The following is a 19,027-nucleotide window of genomic DNA, read 5'->3' on the forward strand; positions in this document are numbered from 1 at the left end:
TCTAAAAATATATGAACTTAATACGCTTTGCCTTACGAAAACCGATAACCATCCTCGTACTGGTTGTCACCCTTTTCTTCTTCGGGATAAAAGCTGTCAACGATATTAAAATAGACATTTTCCCGCAACTGGATATGCCGGTGATCTATGTTTCCCATCCTTTCGGAGGATATACACCGGAACAAATGGAATCCTTTTTCGCGAAGAGTTACATCAACATTTTTCTCTTTGTCAACGGAGTAAAAAGTATTGAAACCAAAAACATCCAGGGCCTTACCCTGATGAAGATCAATTTTTACCCGGGCACGGATATGGCCCAGGCGGCAGCAGAAGTAAGTGCTTTCTCCAACCGTATACAGGCCGCGTTCCCGCCAGGGTCCAATCCGCCTTTTATCATAAGGTTCGATGCCTCCACCCTGCCTATAGGACAACTGGTGCTCAGCAGTGAACAACGCAGTAACAATGAACTGCTGGACCTGGCCAACATTTATGTAAGGTCTACCTTCACCTCCGTTCCCGGACTGGTGTCTTCGCCTCCGTTCGGCGGAAATGTGCGTACGGTAGTCATCAAAGCGGATCCTGAATTACTCCGGCAACATCAAATGACACCCGACCAGCTTGTGGAGGCTTTACGACTCAATAACCAGACGGCCCCCTCGGGAAATGTTCGTATAGGGGATAAAAACTATATCACCCCGGCCAACACTACCATACGCTCTATTAAAGATTTTGAAAACATCCCTCTTTTCAAAGGAGGAGTAGACAACATATACCTGAGAGATGTGGCTACGGTTGAAGACGGTGCAGATGTCACTTCAGGATATGCACTGGTAAACGGGCGTCGTTCCGTATACCTCAGTATAGCCAAAAGCGCAGATGCTTCCACCTGGGAAGTTACTCAGAACCTGAAAAACGCCATCCCGAGGATACAGGAACAACTCCCGGAAGACGTGCACCTCAGTTACGAGTTCGACCAGTCCGCCTATGTAATGAATTCCGTAGAAAGCCTGCTCCATGAAGGGATCATAGGGGCCGTGCTCACCGGTCTTATGGTATTGTTATTCCTCGGGGACATAAGAGGGGCCCTCATTGTTATCCTTACGATCCCGGCATCCATTATTTCGGCCATACTTTTCCTTAACCTCTTCGGTCAGACCATAAACATCATGACCCTGAGCGGACTGGCCCTGGCCATTGGTATACTTGTGGACGAAAGTACGGTTACCATAGAAAATATTCATCAACACCTGGATATGGGCAAACCCAAAGCCCTGGCTATATGGGATGCCTGTAAGGAAATTGCCTTCCCTAAACTTCTCATCCTGCTCTGTATCCTCGCGGTATTTGCCCCGGCATTCACCATGGGCGGTATTCCCGGTTCACTGTTCCTTCCCCTGGCCCTGTCCATAGGGTTCAGTATGGTGGTTTCGTACTTCCTGGCGCAGACCTTTGTGCCTATAATGGCCAACTGGCTGATGAAAACGAAGCACCATTATCACAAAAGCGGTGAACCCTTGTCAGACAGTGAAGAATATCAACGATCCGGACTGGATACCGAAAGTGAGTCCAATACCTGGAACCAGAAAGCGGAACTGGTGGAAAGGGAAGACAGTAACAGGGACGGCAAGATCAGCCGTTTCGAACGCCTTCGTATGCGATACCTGCGTTTTATTGACCGGATGCTTCCTTATCGCAAAATCATCGTTACCGGGTATATACTAATGATCGGATTTATCGCTGCTATCCTCGTAAACAGTATCGGACGGGATGTATTGCCCAAAGTAAACGGCGGGCAGTTCCAGGTAAGGCTCCGCATGCCGGACGGAACGCGTATAGAACGCAACGAACGGGAAACCATAAAACTGATACGCGGTGTAGAAGACCTTGTAGGCAAAGAAAATGTTTCCATCACTTCTGCTTACGTAGGTCTACACCCCCAACTGTTTTCCATCAGCCCCATATTTCTCTGGGTAGCAGGCCCGCATGAATCCGTATTACAGGTAGCCCTGAAAGAAGGGGGGCATCATGATCTTGATGTATTGAAAGACGAAATCCGGGAAATGGCCCAAAAAACCGTCCCGGAAATGAAATTGTCCTTTGAACCTATAGAGCTTACGGACAAAATTTTAAGCCAGGGTTCTCCTACCCCTATTGAAGTCCGTTTTTCCGGTAGAGATAAAAGGCTCAATGAGCGATACGCCAAAAAAATGGTTAGCATATTGAAGCAAATAGACTATCTCAGGGATGTACAGATCGGGCAATCTATAGATTATCCCGCCATCAATATCAACATAGACAGGGTACGTGCTGCACAACTCGGTGTAGATGTAAGCGACATTTCCCGTTCTCTCATAGCCTCCACCTCTTCCTCCCGCTTTACGGAAAAAAACGTGTGGATTGATGAAAAGGCAGGATACAGCTATAGCGTACAGGTCCAGGTTCCGGAAAATAAAATGACGGATCAGCAACAGATCCTTGAGATCCCGCTCCTGGAAAATTCCTCCAGGCCGGTACTCGGGGATATTGCTACTTTATCCGAAGGGCGCAGTTATGGAGAAACCGACAATCTCGGGGCTATGCCAACGCTTACGGTTACCGCAAATACTGATCACAAAGACCTGGCAAGTGCTGCCGGAGATGTAAAAAAGGCCATCGCTTCCCTAGGAGAACTCCCGAGAGGACTGAATGTTGACCTCATAGGAATGAGTGACACTATGGATGAGACCATGAGCAGTCTTGAAAACGGGCTCATCGTTGCCATTGTAGTTATATTCCTCATGCTGGCAGCCAATTTCCAGTCGTTCAAAGTATCTGCTATTGTATTGGCCACCGTACCGGCGGTACTCCTGGGATCACTGGTATTGCTGATGCTCTGTGGTTCTACCCTCAACCTGCAATCTTACATGGGGATCATCATGTCCGTAGGCGTATCCATCTCCAACGCTGTTCTGTTAATAACCAATGCGGAACAAATACGCATGGAGTCCGGAGATGCCCTTACTGCGGCAAAACAAGCTGCCGCATTGCGTTTGCGCCCCATTGTAATGACCGCACTCGCCATGGTAGTGGGTATGATACCTATGGCCATAGGTATAGGAGAAGCGGGAGACCAGTCCTCTCCTTTGGGAAGGGCGGTTATCGGGGGGCTTGTGGCCTCGACCTTCGCCGCGCTACTCATTCTTCCCCTGGCCTTCGCATGGGGACAAGGAAAGGCATCCACACAAAGTGTATCCCTGGACCCTGAGGACGAAGACAGCATTCACTATACAAAACTTCCGCAATAAAAACACAAACATGCAATATCCATATCAAAAAATATCACATTCTACTTTTATCCGTTATGTCATGAAACGTACCAACTACTCCTTATTCTCATTTCTCTGTATTGCCCTGGCACTACAGGCCTGCGGGCATGGAAATGCCGGTGAAAACCGCAGTCAAACCGTAACGGACGCGGGCGGACCGGAAGCCTTCACGGTCAAAAAAGACAGTTTATCCTCCAGTATCCGCATTCCCGGGGAGTTAACCGCATACCAGGAAGTAGACCTGTATGCCAAAGTCAACAGTTTTATAAAAACCCTTCAGGCAGATATAGGAAGCCAGGTAAAAAGCGGCCAGCTGTTAGCCGTACTGGAGGCTCCCGAGATCAATTCCCAACTGGCAGCAGCCGAATCACGCCTGAAATCACAGGAAGCCCTGTATATTTCCAGTAAAGCCACCTACAATCGTCTCCTGGAAACGAGCAAAACTCCCGGAACTGTTTCCCGGAACGATCTCGATATAGCATTTGCCAAACAGGAATCAGATCTCGCACAGCTCGAAGCGGCAAAGGCCAATTACCATGAAATCGTCGCTAACCGGAACTATCTTGAGATCAAAGCTCCATTTGACGGCGTTATCACAGCGAGGAACGTAAGCCCCGGTGCCTATGTGGGCCCTTCGGGCAGAGGGTCCGAGTTACCTATTTTTACATTGAGAGAACAGAAGAACCTTCGCCTGGTCGTCAACGTACCGGAAGGATACATCAGTTATCTTTCCCTTCAAAATACCATTGCATTTGCCGTAAAAGCACTTCCTAACCGTCATTTCGAAGCAAAAGTATCGCGTTTGGCCGGGGCGTTGGATAACAGGTTACGGTCCCAGCGCACGGAAATGGATGTCCGGAATACGGACGGAACCCTGCTTCCCGGGATGGTTGCAGAAGTTTCCATCCCCATAAAATCCAGGCCCGGTTCTTTCGTAATCCCTTCTTCTGCCGTGCTGAATTCCACGGAAGGCATGTATATTATTAAAATATCCGGAGGAAAAACCATATGGGTCCCGATTGCCGTAGGCGGAAACGGGGCCGGAAAAACGGAGATATTCGGCGATATCCGTGAAAAAGATACTTTGATACTCAAAGCCAGTGAAGAGTTTAGAAACCAGGGAAGTGTGGAAGGCTCTCCCGTACTGAAATAAACAACCGGGGCATTGCATCGATTAAAATAATTATTTATATTTGCACCCGATTTCAGATCAACCTCTGGCGAAAGACGTGCATGTTGCTTTGAAAAAACACTATTTATAAAAGATATAACCATGGAAAGTCTGGTAAAATTTGTCCAGGACGAATTCGTTACAAGAAAGGATTTCCCGGAATTCTCTGCCGGAGACACAATTACTGTGTATTACGAAATTAAGGAAGGTGAAAAAACACGTACACAGTTCTTCAAAGGAGTGGTAATTCAAAGAAGAGGCACCGGTGCTTCAGAAACTTTTACTATCCGGAAAATATCCGGTACCGTAGGTGTAGAACGTATTTTCCCTGTTAACATGCCTGCACTTCAAAAAGTTGAAATCAACAAAAAAGGTAAAGTACGAAGAGCACGTATATTCTACTTCAGAGGCCTTCGCGGTAAAAAAGCAAGGATCAAAGAAGTCCGGGGTTAATTTTAGCCTTTGCCAAAAAGTATTCAAAGCCATCCTGCCAGGATGGCTTTTTTATTAACCATTGTTAATAACTTCGGTTCATAAATTGTTGATCTTTAAACTACTGTTTTTTTTCTTTCTCATATTTTTTTCGTATTTTTATAATACAAGACACATAAAAAATGTTCTTGTAATATAATGCTTTTTCAAATAAAGTCTCGAAAATCACTATTGTAATACACAATACAAGAGTTTGACAGAAAGTTAAAAACCCAGTTTTTAAGCCGAAGAGATTTACGAAAGCTTCGTGAACCACAGTAGGAAGTTTGAAAAAGTATAGGGAAACACAAAGACAGTACGGCTGCAAAAGTGCTTCCCGCAGGAAATGATTGAACGGACTGGCAACCGGAGTTTGCAAACTCGGCAATAACACCGAGGGATAAAAGATTCGATCAATGATTTCCAAAAAGCCATATCAACGAATAATACGATGATATGGCTTTTGTTTTCCGACAATCCGAACAGCGGGAAAAATATGGGATCATTCCTAAAAGTTGCGGACGAGGCAAAAATTACGGATAGTCCGAATAAAAAACTCAGATCAAGAATAAGTTGCGGAGCCATTGAGAACAAACAACAGTTTCCGTCAGTCCCCTCCGTAAATCAGTAGCTAACCAACTCCCAAACTAAAGAACTATCAACTAAAGAATATTACAGGTTGTAAGTTTCGGAGAGATGAAACCGGTAATATGCAATGCACAACAAAAAAAACGGAACAACTTTCGGTCTTCCCTCCCAACCGTCAGTAATTATAACAATTTCCACTTATTTCCTGCCAATTTTTAGGAATCTCTAATTCCCTCATTCCCACATTTAATTGTATATTTGCTCTCGCTTAAAATACATCAAACCCATTAATTTTATTTCAAAAAATTACCTTTCATAATCATGTCACAAACACCCAAGATAATTTACACAAAAACAGACGAGGCTCCTGCTCTCGCTACGCGTTCTTTATTATCCATCATACAGTCATTTACCGCCTCTTCCGGGATCGGTATCGAAGTAAAGGATATTTCTCTTGCGGGACGAATCCTTGCCAGTTTCCCGGATTACCTGACCGAATCCCAGCGCGTGAATGATGCCCTTGCTGAACTCGGAGAACTCGCAAAGACTCCGGATGCCAATATTATAAAATTGCCTAACATTAGTGCTTCCGTGCCACAGCTCGAAGCCGCCATTAAAGAATTACAGCGCAAGGGATACGCCATTCCCGACTATCCGGATGCCCCGTCTACGGACAAAGACAAGGAAGTAAAGTCCCGTTATGACAAAATCAAGGGAAGTGCCGTTAATCCAGTATTACGGGAAGGAAACTCCGACAGAAGGGCTCCGAAAGCCGTAAAAAATTATGTCCGCAAACATCCGCACAGTATGGGGGCATGGAGTGCGGATTCCAAGTCTCACGTATCTACCATGGATGCCGGGGATTTTATGCATAACGAAAAATCTTATACCCTTACGCAGAAGGATATTTTAAAAATAAGCCTGAAACAGGCTGATGGTTCCATGACCGTACTTAAAGAAAGTCTTCCCGTGCTCGAAGGAGAGATTGTGGATGGTACCGCCCTGAGTAAAAAAGCGTTGATTGCATTTATACAGGAACAGGTGAAAGATGCCAAAGAACAAGGCGTCTTGTTTTCCCTGCACATGAAAGCCACCATGATGAAGGTTTCCGATCCTATCATCTTCGGTCATGCCGTAAAGGTATTCTTTGCCCCGGTATTCGAAAAATACGGTGACATACTCGAAAAAGCGGGCGCCGATGCCAACAATGGCCTGGGAGATATCCTTGCCGTGGTGCAATCGCTTCCGGAAGATCAGAAAAATGCTGTTGAAGCAGAAATCAAAACCTGTATAGCAAACGGACCGGACCTGGCCATGGTAAACTCCGACAGGGGCATTACCAATCTTCACGTGCCGAGTGACGTTATCATTGACGCATCCATGCCTGCTATGATCCGGAATTCCGGTCGTATGTGGAATGCAGAAGGTAAAGCACAGGATACTAAAGCCGTGATACCGGACAGCAGTTATTCCGCCGTATACGAAGCTACTATCGATTTCTGCAAAAAACACGGGGCATTCGATCCTACCATTATGGGTACCGTACCTAATGTAGGGCTTATGGCACAAAAAGCGGAAGAATACGGCTCACATGATAAAACTTTTGAAATCCCCGCCGACGGTACTGTTCAGGTAACGGACAGCGAAGGAAATATTCTTATGGAGCACGTTGTGGAAAAAGGTGACATCTGGAGAATGTGTCAGACCAAAGATGCTCCCGTACAGGATTGGGTGAAACTGGCTGTTAACCGTGCCAGAGCTACACAGACTCCCGCCATCTTCTGGCTGGATGAAAACCGTGCCCACGATGCGGAACTGATCAAAAAAGTAAACCAATACCTGCCGGAATATGATACGAAAGGACTGGATCTCCGTATCCTCGCTCCAGCAGAAGCAACACACTTTACCCTGGATCGTCTCAAGGCCGGGGAAGATACTATTTCAGTAACCGGGAATGTGCTTCGCGATTACCTGACCGACCTCTTCCCTATCCTCGAAGTCGGCACCAGTGCAAAAATGCTTTCTATTGTACCGCTTATGAACGGTGGCGGGTTGTTTGAAACAGGTGCCGGAGGTTCTGCTCCGAAACACGTAGAACAATTCCTTGAAGAAAATCACCTGAGATGGGATTCTCTCGGTGAATTTCTTGCATTGGCCGTTTCGCTGGAACATCTTGGCAATAAATACAATAATGAAAAAGCCCTGGTACTGGCTGATGCTCTCGATGCAGCTACGGAAAAATACCTGGAAAACGATCGCTCTCCTTCCCGTAAGGTAAATGAGCCGGATAACCGTACGAGCCACTTCTATCTTGCGCTCTACTGGGCCCAGGCTTTGGCAAAACAAACCAAAGACAAGGATTTACAGGCCGAATTTACTCCTCTGGCATCCGAACTGGAGACTAAGGAACAGGAGATTGTGGAAGAAATGAATAATATTCAGGGAAAACCGGTTGATATAGGAGGTTATTATATTCCTGATGAAACTCTTGCTACAGATGCCATGCGTCCTAATAAAGTATTCAACAATGCGTTGAGTAAATTACAGGAAGTATAGTCAAAAACTATAAAAATTTCCAAGACAGGCTACTCAAAAGGTAGCCTGTTTTTTTTATCCCTTATCCATCTTACCACTCCTCCTCCAAGTCCCGGAAACAAAGGTTCTCCATCATATGTCACCCATATTTAAGGTCCTTCAGTTATCTATTTCACCGGACATACCCGCAGCACATAGAATATAATTTCCTATTTTAGTACAATCAAACCATAATATATTTTAACATGAAAAAAGACAACTCCTCCGGCCTGGGACTGGCCCTGCTCAGAATCTGTGCTTCCGCACTGATAATGACACATGGTTTCGGAAAATTACAAATGTTACTGAACGGTGGTGAAATCGAATTTCCGGACCCTGTGGGCGTAGGTGCAAAAATATCTCTTATTCTGGCTGTGATCGGTGAATTTATAGCTCCTATATTCGTTATTATAGGTTTCAAAACCAGATGGGCAACCATACCCACAATCATAACCATGATCGTTGCCGCGTTCGTCGTTCACGGCAGTGACCCACTGGCAAAAAGAGAAATGGCATTGCTTTATCTTGTTATTTTTGTAGTTATCAGCCTTACCGGACCGGGAAAATTCAGTATAGACGGAACCCTTGGCAAGAAATCTCCGTACGCTTAAAATATAAGACTAAATCACTCCGGACTACAAGTCCGGAGGTTTAGAAAGGCAATGAAATCTCTCTTTAGTTATTGGTTATTAGGTTACTGAGTTATTTAAGCAACACACAATAAATCAGATACTTAATGACTTAATAACCATAGGGCAACACAAAAAATTTATTGAAACTAGCGTCACTGTAATAATCCCCGTCCCGATATTATCGGAAATAAGGTTTTAGAGCCTTAACAGAGGACAATCTCAATACTGTGATCTTAAAAAGACGCCGGAAGAAAGTTAACTCATAATTTTCACCAGCAGTTCTTTAAGCAGGTCAGCCTGTGGTATGTTGGTAGCTCCGACTCCTTTTCCTTTTACATCCATTTCCCGGAGCACAGCAACCACCGCACTCACTTTTTTCATCGGATAATTGTGTGCTGCCACCTGGTATTCCTTCACGAAAAACGGATTAATGCGCAGTGCTCCCGCCACACTTTTCGGAGAGTGGTCATTCAGTCCGTGGTATTGCAATAACTGCGAGAAAAAATTAAACAGGAGCGCCACGGTGACCACCAGCGGATTGTCTTTAGGATTCTGCCCGAAATAATTAATGATCCTCGTAGCTTTCACCATATCCTTCTCCCCTATGGCTTTGCGAAGTTCAAAGTTGTTATAATCTTTACTTATACCGATATTTTCCTCGATATGCCGGGGTGTTATTTCCGTTCCCTGAGGAAGTATAAGCTGTAGTTTTTCCAGTTCATTGTTTATCTTTCCGAGATCAGTCCCCAAAAACTCCACCAACATCAATGCCGCCTTAGGGGCTATCGTATATTTTTTTCCGGCCAGTACTCTTCGTATCCAATCACCTACCTGGTTTTCATAAAGCTTTTTGCTTTCAAAAAGAACCCCGTCCTTTTTAACCACCTTGTACAGTTTTTTCCGTTTATCAAGGGTTTTGTACTTATAACAAATAACCAACACCGTTGAAGGCTGCGGGTTCTCCGCATAAGGCACCAGGTTCTCTATGGTCCTGGAAAGTTCCTGTGCTTCCTTTACAATAACCACCTGCCGCTCTGCCATCATAGGGTAACGCTTGGCACTCTCCATAATATCCCCGACGGAAACATCTTTCCCGTAAAGGATGACCTGATTGAACCCTTTTTCTTCTTCGGAGAGTATATTGCCTTCGATAAACTCCGCAATTCTGTCAATGTAATACGGCTCCTCGCCCATCAATACGTATACAGGCTTTATATCTCCTTTCTTAATATCGGCTACTATCCGTTTTACTTCATCCATGAATTATATCCTTCAAAAATTTGTAGTTCTCTCCATCCGCTCCCTTCAGACATCCATTCATCCTTTTCCTTATATTTGCGCCATGCTGGCCTTAAATTTCCCTACATATGACTTTCGCATCAAAAATAGAGAAAATAAAACCTATATTTTTGATCCCATCCGCAAAAAATTCATTGTTCTGCAATCGGAAGAATGGGTACGTCAACACGTTGTGCAGTTCCTTATCCGGGAAAAGAACTATCCCGTATCACTTATCAATGTAGAGAAAGAACTGAAAATAAACCATTTAAAAAAACGCTACGACGTAGTGGTCTACACACCGCAAGGCAATATTACGCTGATCGTGGAATGTAAAGCACCTTCAGTTCGGATCACACAGCATACCTTTGATCAAATAGCGAGGTATAACCTTGCCCTGAAAGCGGATTTCCTGATGGTCACCAATGGCCTGCAGCATTACTTTTGCAGGTTGGACTACACACAAGAAAAATACATATTTTTGGAGGATATTCCCCCATATAGTCGTTAATTTGTGCCTTTTTAACTTATAATACTACGGGGTTGGCCGTAGCCGGTCACGTCCATGACGACGGACCAATTTGTAACCTATGGAGATAGCTGTTGTAATACTTAACTGGAACGGAAAACAACTACTGGAACAATTTGTCCCCTCGGTACTGGAATATTCTCAGGGGGCGGATATTTATGTGGCAGACAATGCTTCTACGGATGACTCCGTGCAATTCCTTCGGGAATCCTTTCCACAGGTACGGATTATTCAAAACCGGGAAAACGGGGGATTTGCCAAAGGATACAATGAAGCGCTGACACAGGTGAATGCCGATCTTTTTTGTCTCCTCAATTCGGATATAGAAGTCACTCCGGGCTGGCTGGACCCTTTCCGGGATATCTTCCGGAACAAACCGGAAGTAGCCATAGCCCAGCCTAAAATACTGGATTATAAAAACAAAGAGTACTTTGAATACGCCGGGGCTGCCGGAGGTTATATTGATATGCTGGGTTATCCTTTTTGCCGCGGGCGTGTATTTCAACACCTGGAAAAAGACGAAGGACAATACGACGATACCCGGGAAATATTTTGGGCTACCGGCGCCTGTATGTTCATACGCAAAGAAGTTTTTAAAAACCTGGAGGGTTTTGATGAAGATTATTTTGCTCACCAGGAAGAAATTGACCTGTGCTGGAGAGCAAAAAACGCCGGACACCGGACTCTTTACGTGGGACAAAGCCATGTATATCACGTAGGTGGCGCCACGCTGGACAATATGAATCCCAAAAAAACATTTCTGAATTTCAGGAATTCCCTTTTTTCCCTGACCAAAAACACCCCTTCGGGGTATGTTTTTCCACTTATTTTTATGCGTCTCTTACTGGATGGTATCGCCGGAATACGATTTGTATTCCAGTTGAGATTCCGGCACTGTTTTGCCATAGTCCGGTCTCACTTCAGCTATTACTATCATTTAAAAAATACCATAAAAAAACGGGGTAAGAGTAATAAGACAGGGCATTACTACGTTATTAAGTCTGTAGTTTGGGCATATTATATCACCAATGTAAGAGTATACCCCAGATTAGTTAAAGATTAACAAAAACACCTTGTTTAATTAGAAGATTTTAATACTTTTGGGAACTCATTTTTAAAACCAAATAAACACAATCGTGAAAACAGGCCGGCATAAAAACAATGCAGGCATAAATTTTAGACAGATGAAAAAAATAGTTTTGTTAGGGGCAGGTATTGCCATTTTCTTCTCTTCTTGTGTATCACAAAAGAAATACGCAGAACTGGAAGCGAAGCAAAAAGAAACGCAGGATCTATTGAACTCTGCGACTGTTAAGCTTAATTCTTGTTTGGAAAGCAGATCCAGACTGGAAGCAGATAACCAAAGCCTGAGATCAGAAAAGAATGCGCTTATAGATAACATGGGGAACCTTACTACGTTATCCAAAAAAGGTGCTGAAAACCTGGAGAAATCCCTGGAGAGTTTAAGGGAAAAAGATCTTCGTATCCAACGTTTACAGGACGCGATGACCAAGAAAGATTCTGTTACCCTTGCCCTGGTTACCAGCCTGAAAGGTGTTTTAGGTAACCTGAACGACGAAGACATTCAAATCAGTGTAGAAAAAGGTGTGGTATTCGTTTCTATTTCCGACAAACTGTTGTTCCGAAGCGGAAGCTATACGGTTACTGACAGAGCTAAGGAAGTCCTTGGAAAAGTTGCTAAGGTGGTAAACAACAAACCTGATTTCGAATTTATGGTTGAAGGTCACACGGACAACGTGCCGATCAAGAGACCCGGAATCGAAGACAACTGGGATTTGAGTGTACACAGAGCTACTGCAGTAGTGCGTATACTACAAAATGACTTTAATGTAGCACCGGCCAGGATGACTGCTGCTGGTAGAAGCTACTACATTCCTTTAGACAGCAACGAAACTGCTTCCGGCCGTGCCAGAAACAGAAGAACAAGAATCGTTGTTCTGCCTAAACTGGATCAGTTCTACGGTATGATCGAGGACACTATGAAAGACATGTCCGGTAAATAAACCGACCTTTTTAAGGAATACGAAAACCGCTCTCCGCAACGAGAGCGGTTTTTTTTATAGCGCCATAATAGCTTTTCTGACGGATTTTTTGTATTTTTAATAGTATGAAGGGACTGCTCAGATACACGTTGGTTACCTTTGCCGTGATATCCGGGCTTATTGCCTGTACTACCGGGAAGGTAGCTTATACTCAGGACGAACCGGAAATCTTTAATGCAGAAAGCGGGGACACCGTGGCCATATCCAACGACAGCCTGGAGTATGAAATTATTATTATAGAGCCCGGTTTTAACACCTGGTTACAAAGTGTTGCCCGCCCTGAAGGATATTACTCCCAGAACTTCCTGGAGAACCGTAACCACATTTACGTTATCAACTGGAACCAGAGAGTCATGCAACCTTTCCGTTTTAATCCGGACCTATACACCCTGCAGATAGATTACGATCCTAACATTGATTATGGCTATGAAGTAAACTACAAACTCTACAATTATTTTATTTATTTCCAGCGGAAATACAATCAGCGACTGGCAGGTTTTATTCCGCGTATCTGACAAAAGATTACATATCTTCATTATCTTTGTACGGTCTAAATTAGTACGGTATGGAGAAATTAAAAAAGCGTTGGGGAATTGAGTCCAATTTCCAGCTTTTGGTCATATTTGTAGTCTTTGCCCTTACCGGGTCGTCTGCCGCCAAACTCGCAGGTCCCGTCCTTACCTTTTTCGAAATGCACGAAGAAAACATGCACCCCGTTCTCTACTGGACACTCAGAATATTACTTATATTCCCTGTCTACCAGGTACTTTTGGTCACTTTCGGGTGGTTGTTCGGGCAGTTCCGCTTCTTCTGGGATTTTGAAAAGAAAATGCTCCGGAGAATAGGACTTGGTTTTATATTGCCAAAATCTTAAGAACAATATTTACACGTACCGTTTATAAGTAGTGAAGAGGTTTTTACTATAAAACCCTCGGGGGCGTGTACTCGTGGTATTTTTGTATCCGGAAGGCAATAGGTCTGCTCACAGTTATCGCACTTGAAATGCACATGTGCATCCGAACTTTCCTCTTTTGTCACAGCATATTTTATTCCTCCGCTACCATCGTTCACCGCATGGATAATCCCTTTTTCCTCGAAACTGTTGAGGGTACGGTATACGGTTGATTTATCGAAGTTATCGCCTAATTCCTCGCTTATATCGTTATAGGATATCGTATGACTGCTCCCCAGCAACAACGATAATATTTCTATCCGTGCCGAAGTACGTTTCAAACGATGTGATCTCAGCATCTCTTCTACATTCTTATCCATAGGTATCGTTTCTGCATTCATAGATTAAAACAATTAAATCGTTTACTTACCGGCAAATTCCCCTTTACAGTGCAAAACCATTTGCTTCCCTGAGTATGTAGTTGCAGTGATTTATATCTTCCGCATTCAGTTCCAATGTGCCTGTTATAGTCACTACTTCATCTGTCTTAAAAGAGGGTTTCTTTTCAAACCTGATCTCGAGTACGGATTCCGGTCCGCCACCTCCGCAGAAAAAACAGGAAGCCATGGGGTTCTGGGAAAGCATATATACACCTTCTTCCGGGGAAAGGCTTAAAAAATACCCGGTTATGGATATCTCCTTTCCTTCCAGACCTTTTACTGTTTTTCCGAAATCCGGAACCAGAAAATAGTCATCCGTAGTATCGAAATATTTGGAAGTAAAAGTAACATCCGCCAGATCCTGCCAGGTCACTTTCTCCTGCGCCTTTCCGGAGAAAACCGCGAAGAAGCAAAAAATACCCGTCCAAAAAACACGCTTAATCATCCTTGGCTAAAATTTTAGATACATTGAGATAAAATACGGGAACTGCCGCCAGTATTGTAGCAAATATCGTCAATAATATCGTAAAGATAAACAAAAAAACTTCCTCTTTCATGATCCCTGCACTGCCCAGGGCATATCGGTAACTCTCTTCGATATAACCGCCCAGAACCAGGAGTCCGAGCCTGCTCAGCAATATTCCGGCTACAAAACCTGCCAGGCCTATGAGCAATCCTTCTACCATAACAGAAAGCAGTAATTGCCAACGCGATGCCCCATAGGTACGCAAAAGCGCCATTTCGTATTTACGCTCCCGTACGGCTTTGTAGAGGTTAACAAAAATACTTATCCCGGACACCAGCATGATCACTGCGGCTATAAGGGTTATAGCTTTACTGCCCGCGCTCAGGAGGTTGGACAACCTTTCTATTTCATAATTGGGAAGGGCCGCCTGCATATTGGTTTTGTTATTGATCATTCTCGGCAGGCTTACCATACCCATCGGATTTTTAAACTTTACCAGTAATGATGTGATCTCCTTATCCTCTTCCGGGACATCATGTGCTTCATGTTCATGGTCGTGCCCATCATCATGAGCGTGTTCGTCGTGATTGTGATGATCTTCTTCCTTCCCGTGGTCATGCACGAGCCATACGCTTTCCAGGCTACAGATAATCAACTGATCGGCTACCGTATTGGTCGGATTTAATACGCCAACGACCGTAAAAGGGTAATGGTCGTGTGATTCCACACTGTTCTCCATTAACCCATGAGAGCCGGAGAACGTACTGCCGGGTGATAATTGCAGTTTATCCGCAACGGTGGCACCGATAACCACTTCAAAGGGCTTTTCCCATAACCTTCCCGTCGCGGTCTCCGCCCCGTAGAGTTCCAGGAAATCCTTATTGCTACCGAGTATACGGTATCCTTTGTAATTATCACCGTAAGAAACCGGAATACCCTGTTTGATCAATGGGTTACGGGATATTCTTTCGGCTTCTTTAAGTTTTATATTTCCCGTGGGGACATCGATATGCAGAACGGAAGACAATACCAGTTGTAAAGGACTTCCCTTGGCCCCGACAACCATATCTATGCCTCTTATGTTCTTCTCCAGTTTATTATCCAGTTGCCTGGTGATCTGGAACATCAGGGAGATTAATCCTATACTGAGCACGAGCAGCAAAATACTCAGCAACGTACTCAAAGGATTGGCCTGGGCATTCTTAACACCTAATTTATATATATTCATAACCGGATACTATTGGAAAATTGTGAAGCTATTCTCTGATCGTGTGTAATGACTACGAGGCTGGCATTGGTCTGTAATGCCTGTTCTTTGAGCAGTTTCGTTACCGCAGCACAGTTTTTATCATCAAGACTGGAAGTCGGTTCATCGGCCAGGATAACATCCGGGTTATTTACCAGGGCAGCGGCTATGGACACCCTTTGTTTTTGTCCTTCACTAAGATTCACTCCTCTGGAACGGGCTTTTCGGGCAATATTAAGCCTTTCCAGTATATTGTATACCCGCTCTTTGTCCTGCCCCGCCCCGGAAAGATTTTGTATGAGCAACAGGTTTTCTTCTACGGTAAGTGAGTGGATGAACTGTGCTTTCTGGAATACTATACCAATATGCCTGCCACGAAATTTATCCAGTTTGCGATGTGATAATTTTGCAATATCCGTACCTTCAATACGCACCTCCCCTTCTACCGGTTTAAGCAATCCTGCCAGGAGGTGTAGAAAAGTAGTCTTCCCTACCCCGGAATCGCCTAATATAAGCAGATGTCCCTTTTTCTCTATTTCGATGTCCGGAAACCGGAAATATTGCTCCTTATCATAACTGAAACGAAGATCTTTTGTAACAATCATTATGGCTTATTTTTAAATAACAAAGATAGAAAACACTTTTATTAATGCAATTTAGTAGCATTTATATTTTTTATTATATATTTGCCACAAAGTAGCATTTATGAATTCGAACAAGGTAGGTTATCATTACTGGTATGATTATCTCGGGTTTTCCGCATCGCTTTTATGTGCCATTCACTGTGCCGTGGTGCCTATTATTATTACATTTTCAACACTTGGCGGACTGACATTCCTGGCCCACCCGGTTATCGAATGGATATTTATCGGCACGGGGCTTGTCCTGGCGGTTTTGTCTTTATGGCCTTCGTATACCCGGTTTCATCATAAAAAACGACCGCTTATACTCGCCGTGACCGGATTTGTACTTATAGCTTTGAGCCGTTTTGAAATACACGAGTTGTGGGAAGCCATCCTCACACCTCTCGGAGCCCTGGGAATTGCCCTGGCCCATTATTATAACTGGAAATACCTTAAAAATTTCAGACATAAACACTAAGCCCGCCTTACTTTTCTCATAACTATATAAGAAGGCCCTGTCTCCGTACAGGAAACCGGAACGGGGCCTTGGGCTTAGTTGTTTATTTATCCTGTTATCTCAGTCCTTTTCTTCTGTTGTTATGTCAGCTATTTCCTTGTCGGTCCCCATATCTATCGCCTTCTCTTTTTTAAACACATACACATAGAGCCAGGTCAACGTAAAAGTAGGCACAACATCTAGTCCGGGGGAAAGTTCGTCTATCAATGATATGATAGCTGCCACCTTACCTGTCTGCCCTTTATACATTCTGGATATAAGCCACGCAGAGGCCGGGGCCCAGAGTACATCAGTAAACTCCCCGAAACCGGGGATCATATACGACAAATAGCCCACCGCATCGAAAACAAGGCCTAAGATTAGTTTCTTATATTTTCCGTCATTACTTTTAATCATATAAACCAGGTATTTAAATCCTTTCCGTTAAACTATTTTTGAGACCCATCAATCATTCGGGTTCCATTCCGGCATCAGGACAGATCGCTCCCTATAAGACGCAAAAATTCCGTACGGGTCTCTACGGTTTCAAAGACACCTCTGAACCCGGAGGTCGTGGTCACAGAGTTCTGTTTTTGTATGCCCCGCATCATCATGCACATATGCGACGCTTCGATAACCACGGCCACGCCCTGGGGCTTGAGTGTGTTGTTAATACATTCCAGTATGTCGTGGGTAAGTCTTTCCTGCACCTGTAGCCGTCTTGCAAAGACATCTACCACCCGTGGAATCTTACTAAGTCCTACAATATGTCCGTTAGGTATATAAGCCACATGGGCTTTCCCGAAAAAGGGCAGCATATGGTGCTCGCATAACGAATACAACTCAATGTCCTTCACAATCACCATATCGTTATATCCCTCTTTAAACATGGCGCTCCTCAATATTTTTGCCGCATCCTGGTGATATCCCTGGGTGAGGAATTGCATTGCCTTTGCAGCTCTTTCCGGGGTCTTCTGAAGCCCCTCCCTATCCGAATCTTCCCCCAGTTTTGCTATAATAGTATTGTAGCTGTTCTTTATTTCGTCAGTTACTTTCAGGTTATACTCTTCAAATCTCCTATAGCCCATTTTCGGTTATTTTAGTTTTTTGTGTTCGTTTTCAATATTTTTCTGCCATAGGCCAGCAATGCTTCGTACGGATCCGGCATTTTTAAAAGAACGCCAAAAGCCGGCTCTGTCTTGTATCCTTCACTTTTCAATTTTATTATATCACAGCGAAACTCTTCTCCTTTCGTCTGGAGTAATGCATCCTCAGCTATCATATGTATATAGGCCTCCTGTTCTGTTACCGGGGTATTTTGTCCGAAGATCTCTATCGGAAAACCATCGGCTACAAAGTTTGCGATCACTGTGTGTCCTTCCCTCCTTTTTTTATATTCCGTATGCCAAACTCCGGATACTTTCCGAAGCAACTTTTAACCCTACCCATAAAATCTGCTCTGTGTTCCCAGAAGCACAGTATATCCAGGTCACTTCCTTCCACTGTTATATCTATAGGTACCGTTCCCGCAAGCAATGGTGTATAAGGTTCCAGTAATTCCGGGATGCTGTGTTTGGTAAGTACCTTATATGCTCTTTGCTGCACTTCACTTCCCGTCTTCAGATAGGTAATATCGGTAAAGTCCGTCATTCCAGTTTATTCCGTTTCCAGTTTATCCTGATAAAGATGCTTTAATTTTTGAAGTTTAGGCGTGATGATCACCTGGCAATATGGTTGAGAACTGTTGCGATCGTAATAGTCCCGATGCTCCGTTTCCGCCAGGTAAAAAGGCCCTGCTTCCGTTACTTCGGTTACTACGGGGCTATCATAAACCCCTTCTTTTTCCAGTAACTTTATATATTGTTCAGCCTTTTCTCTTTGTTCTTCATCCATATAAAAAACCCCCGAACGATATTGCGTCCCCATATCATTGCCCTGACGGTTCAATGTAGTGGGATCATGTGTAGCAAAAAACACTTCCAAAAGCTCATTATAGTTTATCGTATTCACGTCATAAGTGACCCGTATACCTTCCGCATGTCCCGTTCTGCCGGTACAGACTTCCCTGTAAGCGGGGTTCTTTATATTTCCTCCCGTGTATCCGGATTCCACATTTTCCACGCCTTTCAGACGCTTAAATACAGCTTCCGTACACCAAAAACATCCTCCGGCGAATATTGCTACCGACAATTTTTTATTTTCCATATCGTTTTTTCACGAACTCCACTTAATAAAATTAAAGGTAAGAATAAA

At 44.1% G+C, this 19,027-nt stretch carries 21 protein-coding genes; 11 read left to right on the plus strand and 10 right to left on the minus strand.

Annotation, left to right across the window (positions count from 1 at the left end; translation table 11 throughout):
* Positions 1-11: 11 nt before the first annotated feature.
* The 5 genes from ACVBDY_RS02605 (at position 12) to ACVBDY_RS02625 (ending at position 8,720) form a co-directional block, all read left to right on the plus strand.
* Entirely contained in the window at positions 12-3,284 is a 3,273-nt protein-coding gene (locus ACVBDY_RS02605; protein ID WP_447173909.1) for an efflux RND transporter permease subunit, read from the plus strand.
* A gap of 10 nt (positions 3,285-3,294) precedes the next feature.
* Positions 3,295-4,458 (plus strand): efflux RND transporter periplasmic adaptor subunit, encoded by a 1,164-nt coding sequence (locus ACVBDY_RS02610; RefSeq protein ID WP_447173910.1) that lies wholly within the window; start codon positions 3,295-3,297, stop codon positions 4,456-4,458.
* Positions 4,459-4,578: 120 nt separating this feature from the next.
* A complete protein-coding gene (rplS, locus tag ACVBDY_RS02615; protein WP_447173911.1) occupies positions 4,579-4,929 on the plus strand; it encodes a 50S ribosomal protein L19 in 351 nt (116 codons plus the stop codon).
* 927 nt (positions 4,930-5,856) lie between these two features.
* Positions 5,857-8,091, plus strand: coding sequence for an NADP-dependent isocitrate dehydrogenase (locus ACVBDY_RS02620; RefSeq protein ID WP_447173912.1), 2,235 nt, complete (start codon positions 5,857-5,859; stop codon positions 8,089-8,091).
* A gap of 224 nt (positions 8,092-8,315) precedes the next feature.
* The gene (locus ACVBDY_RS02625; RefSeq protein WP_447173913.1) at positions 8,316-8,720 is read left to right on the plus strand and encodes a DoxX family protein; all 405 of its coding nucleotides are present in this window, start codon (positions 8,316-8,318) and stop codon (positions 8,718-8,720) included.
* 276 nt (positions 8,721-8,996) lie between these two features.
* Here ACVBDY_RS02625 and holA read toward each other — a convergent pair whose 3' ends face one another.
* Positions 8,997-10,001 carry a DNA polymerase III subunit delta gene (gene holA / locus ACVBDY_RS02630; RefSeq protein ID WP_447173914.1) on the minus strand — a complete coding sequence of 335 codons (1,005 nt, stop codon included), beginning with the start codon at positions 9,999-10,001 and terminating at the stop codon, positions 8,997-8,999.
* Positions 10,002-10,083: 82 nt separating this feature from the next.
* On the opposite strand from holA, the gene ACVBDY_RS02635 reads away from it, so the two are divergent.
* From ACVBDY_RS02635 to ACVBDY_RS02655, 5 genes are all read left to right on the plus strand, one after another.
* Positions 10,084-10,530 (plus strand): type I restriction enzyme HsdR N-terminal domain-containing protein, encoded by a 447-nt coding sequence (locus ACVBDY_RS02635; protein ID WP_447174368.1) that lies wholly within the window; start codon positions 10,084-10,086, stop codon positions 10,528-10,530.
* Positions 10,531-10,609: 79 nt separating this feature from the next.
* A complete protein-coding gene (locus ACVBDY_RS02640) occupies positions 10,610-11,611 on the plus strand; it encodes a glycosyltransferase family 2 protein (RefSeq protein ID WP_447173915.1) in 1,002 nt (333 codons plus the stop codon).
* Positions 11,612-11,732: 121 nt separating this feature from the next.
* Positions 11,733-12,572: an OmpA family protein gene (locus ACVBDY_RS02645; RefSeq protein ID WP_447173916.1), complete on the plus strand. Its 840-nt coding sequence runs from the start codon at positions 11,733-11,735 to the stop codon at positions 12,570-12,572.
* 104 nt (positions 12,573-12,676) lie between these two features.
* Positions 12,677-13,126, plus strand: coding sequence for a DUF6146 family protein (locus ACVBDY_RS02650; protein WP_447173917.1), 450 nt, complete (start codon positions 12,677-12,679; stop codon positions 13,124-13,126).
* Positions 13,127-13,176: 50 nt separating this feature from the next.
* Positions 13,177-13,485 (plus strand): DUF6787 family protein, encoded by a 309-nt coding sequence (locus tag ACVBDY_RS02655; RefSeq protein ID WP_447173918.1) that lies wholly within the window; start codon positions 13,177-13,179, stop codon positions 13,483-13,485.
* On the opposite strand, the gene ACVBDY_RS02660 is transcribed toward ACVBDY_RS02655, so the two are convergent.
* From ACVBDY_RS02660 to ACVBDY_RS02675, 4 genes are read right to left on the minus strand one after another with little or no spacing between them, the layout of a single operon-like run.
* Positions 13,482-13,904, minus strand: a complete 423-nt coding sequence (locus ACVBDY_RS02660) for a Fur family transcriptional regulator (RefSeq protein ID WP_447173919.1) — start codon at positions 13,902-13,904, stop codon at positions 13,482-13,484. The genes ACVBDY_RS02655 and ACVBDY_RS02660 overlap by 4 nt on opposite strands.
* 43 nt (positions 13,905-13,947) lie before the next feature.
* Positions 13,948-14,388, minus strand: a complete 441-nt coding sequence (locus tag ACVBDY_RS02665) for a hypothetical protein (RefSeq protein WP_447173920.1) — start codon at positions 14,386-14,388, stop codon at positions 13,948-13,950.
* Positions 14,381-15,637: an ABC transporter permease gene (locus ACVBDY_RS02670; RefSeq protein ID WP_447173921.1), complete on the minus strand. Its 1,257-nt coding sequence runs from the start codon at positions 15,635-15,637 to the stop codon at positions 14,381-14,383. The genes ACVBDY_RS02665 and ACVBDY_RS02670 overlap by 8 nt, the downstream gene beginning before the upstream one ends.
* Positions 15,634-16,260, minus strand: coding sequence for an ABC transporter ATP-binding protein (locus tag ACVBDY_RS02675; RefSeq protein WP_447173922.1), 627 nt, complete (start codon positions 16,258-16,260; stop codon positions 15,634-15,636). The genes ACVBDY_RS02670 and ACVBDY_RS02675 overlap by 4 nt, the downstream gene beginning before the upstream one ends.
* Before the next feature lie 100 nt (positions 16,261-16,360).
* On the opposite strand from ACVBDY_RS02675, the gene ACVBDY_RS02680 reads away from it, so the two are divergent.
* A complete protein-coding gene (locus tag ACVBDY_RS02680) occupies positions 16,361-16,756 on the plus strand; it encodes a MerC domain-containing protein (protein WP_447173923.1) in 396 nt (131 codons plus the stop codon).
* A 99-nt stretch (positions 16,757-16,855) separates the two neighbouring features.
* On the opposite strand, the gene ACVBDY_RS02685 is transcribed toward ACVBDY_RS02680, so the two are convergent.
* The 5 genes from ACVBDY_RS02685 to msrA form a co-directional block, all read right to left on the minus strand.
* On the minus strand, positions 16,856-17,191 hold the full coding sequence (locus ACVBDY_RS02685) for a hypothetical protein (protein ID WP_447173924.1): 336 nt from the start codon (positions 17,189-17,191) through the stop codon (positions 16,856-16,858).
* Positions 17,192-17,265: 74 nt separating this feature from the next.
* Positions 17,266-17,862, minus strand: a complete 597-nt coding sequence (gene folE / locus ACVBDY_RS02690) for a GTP cyclohydrolase I FolE (protein ID WP_447173925.1) — start codon at positions 17,860-17,862, stop codon at positions 17,266-17,268.
* 11 nt (positions 17,863-17,873) lie between these two features.
* Complete coding sequence (locus tag ACVBDY_RS02695) at positions 17,874-18,143, minus strand: DUF4269 domain-containing protein (protein ID WP_447173926.1); 270 nt, start codon at positions 18,141-18,143, stop codon at positions 17,874-17,876.
* The gene (locus ACVBDY_RS02700; protein ID WP_447173927.1) at positions 18,140-18,424 is read right to left on the minus strand and encodes a DUF4269 domain-containing protein; all 285 of its coding nucleotides are present in this window, start codon (positions 18,422-18,424) and stop codon (positions 18,140-18,142) included. The genes ACVBDY_RS02695 and ACVBDY_RS02700 overlap by 4 nt, the downstream gene beginning before the upstream one ends.
* Before the next feature lie 6 nt (positions 18,425-18,430).
* On the minus strand, positions 18,431-18,979 hold the full coding sequence (gene msrA, locus ACVBDY_RS02705) for a peptide-methionine (S)-S-oxide reductase MsrA (RefSeq protein ID WP_447173928.1): 549 nt from the start codon (positions 18,977-18,979) through the stop codon (positions 18,431-18,433).
* Positions 18,980-19,027: the final 48 nt, after the last annotated feature.

Source organism: Sinomicrobium halophytocola (genome assembly GCF_052983395.1).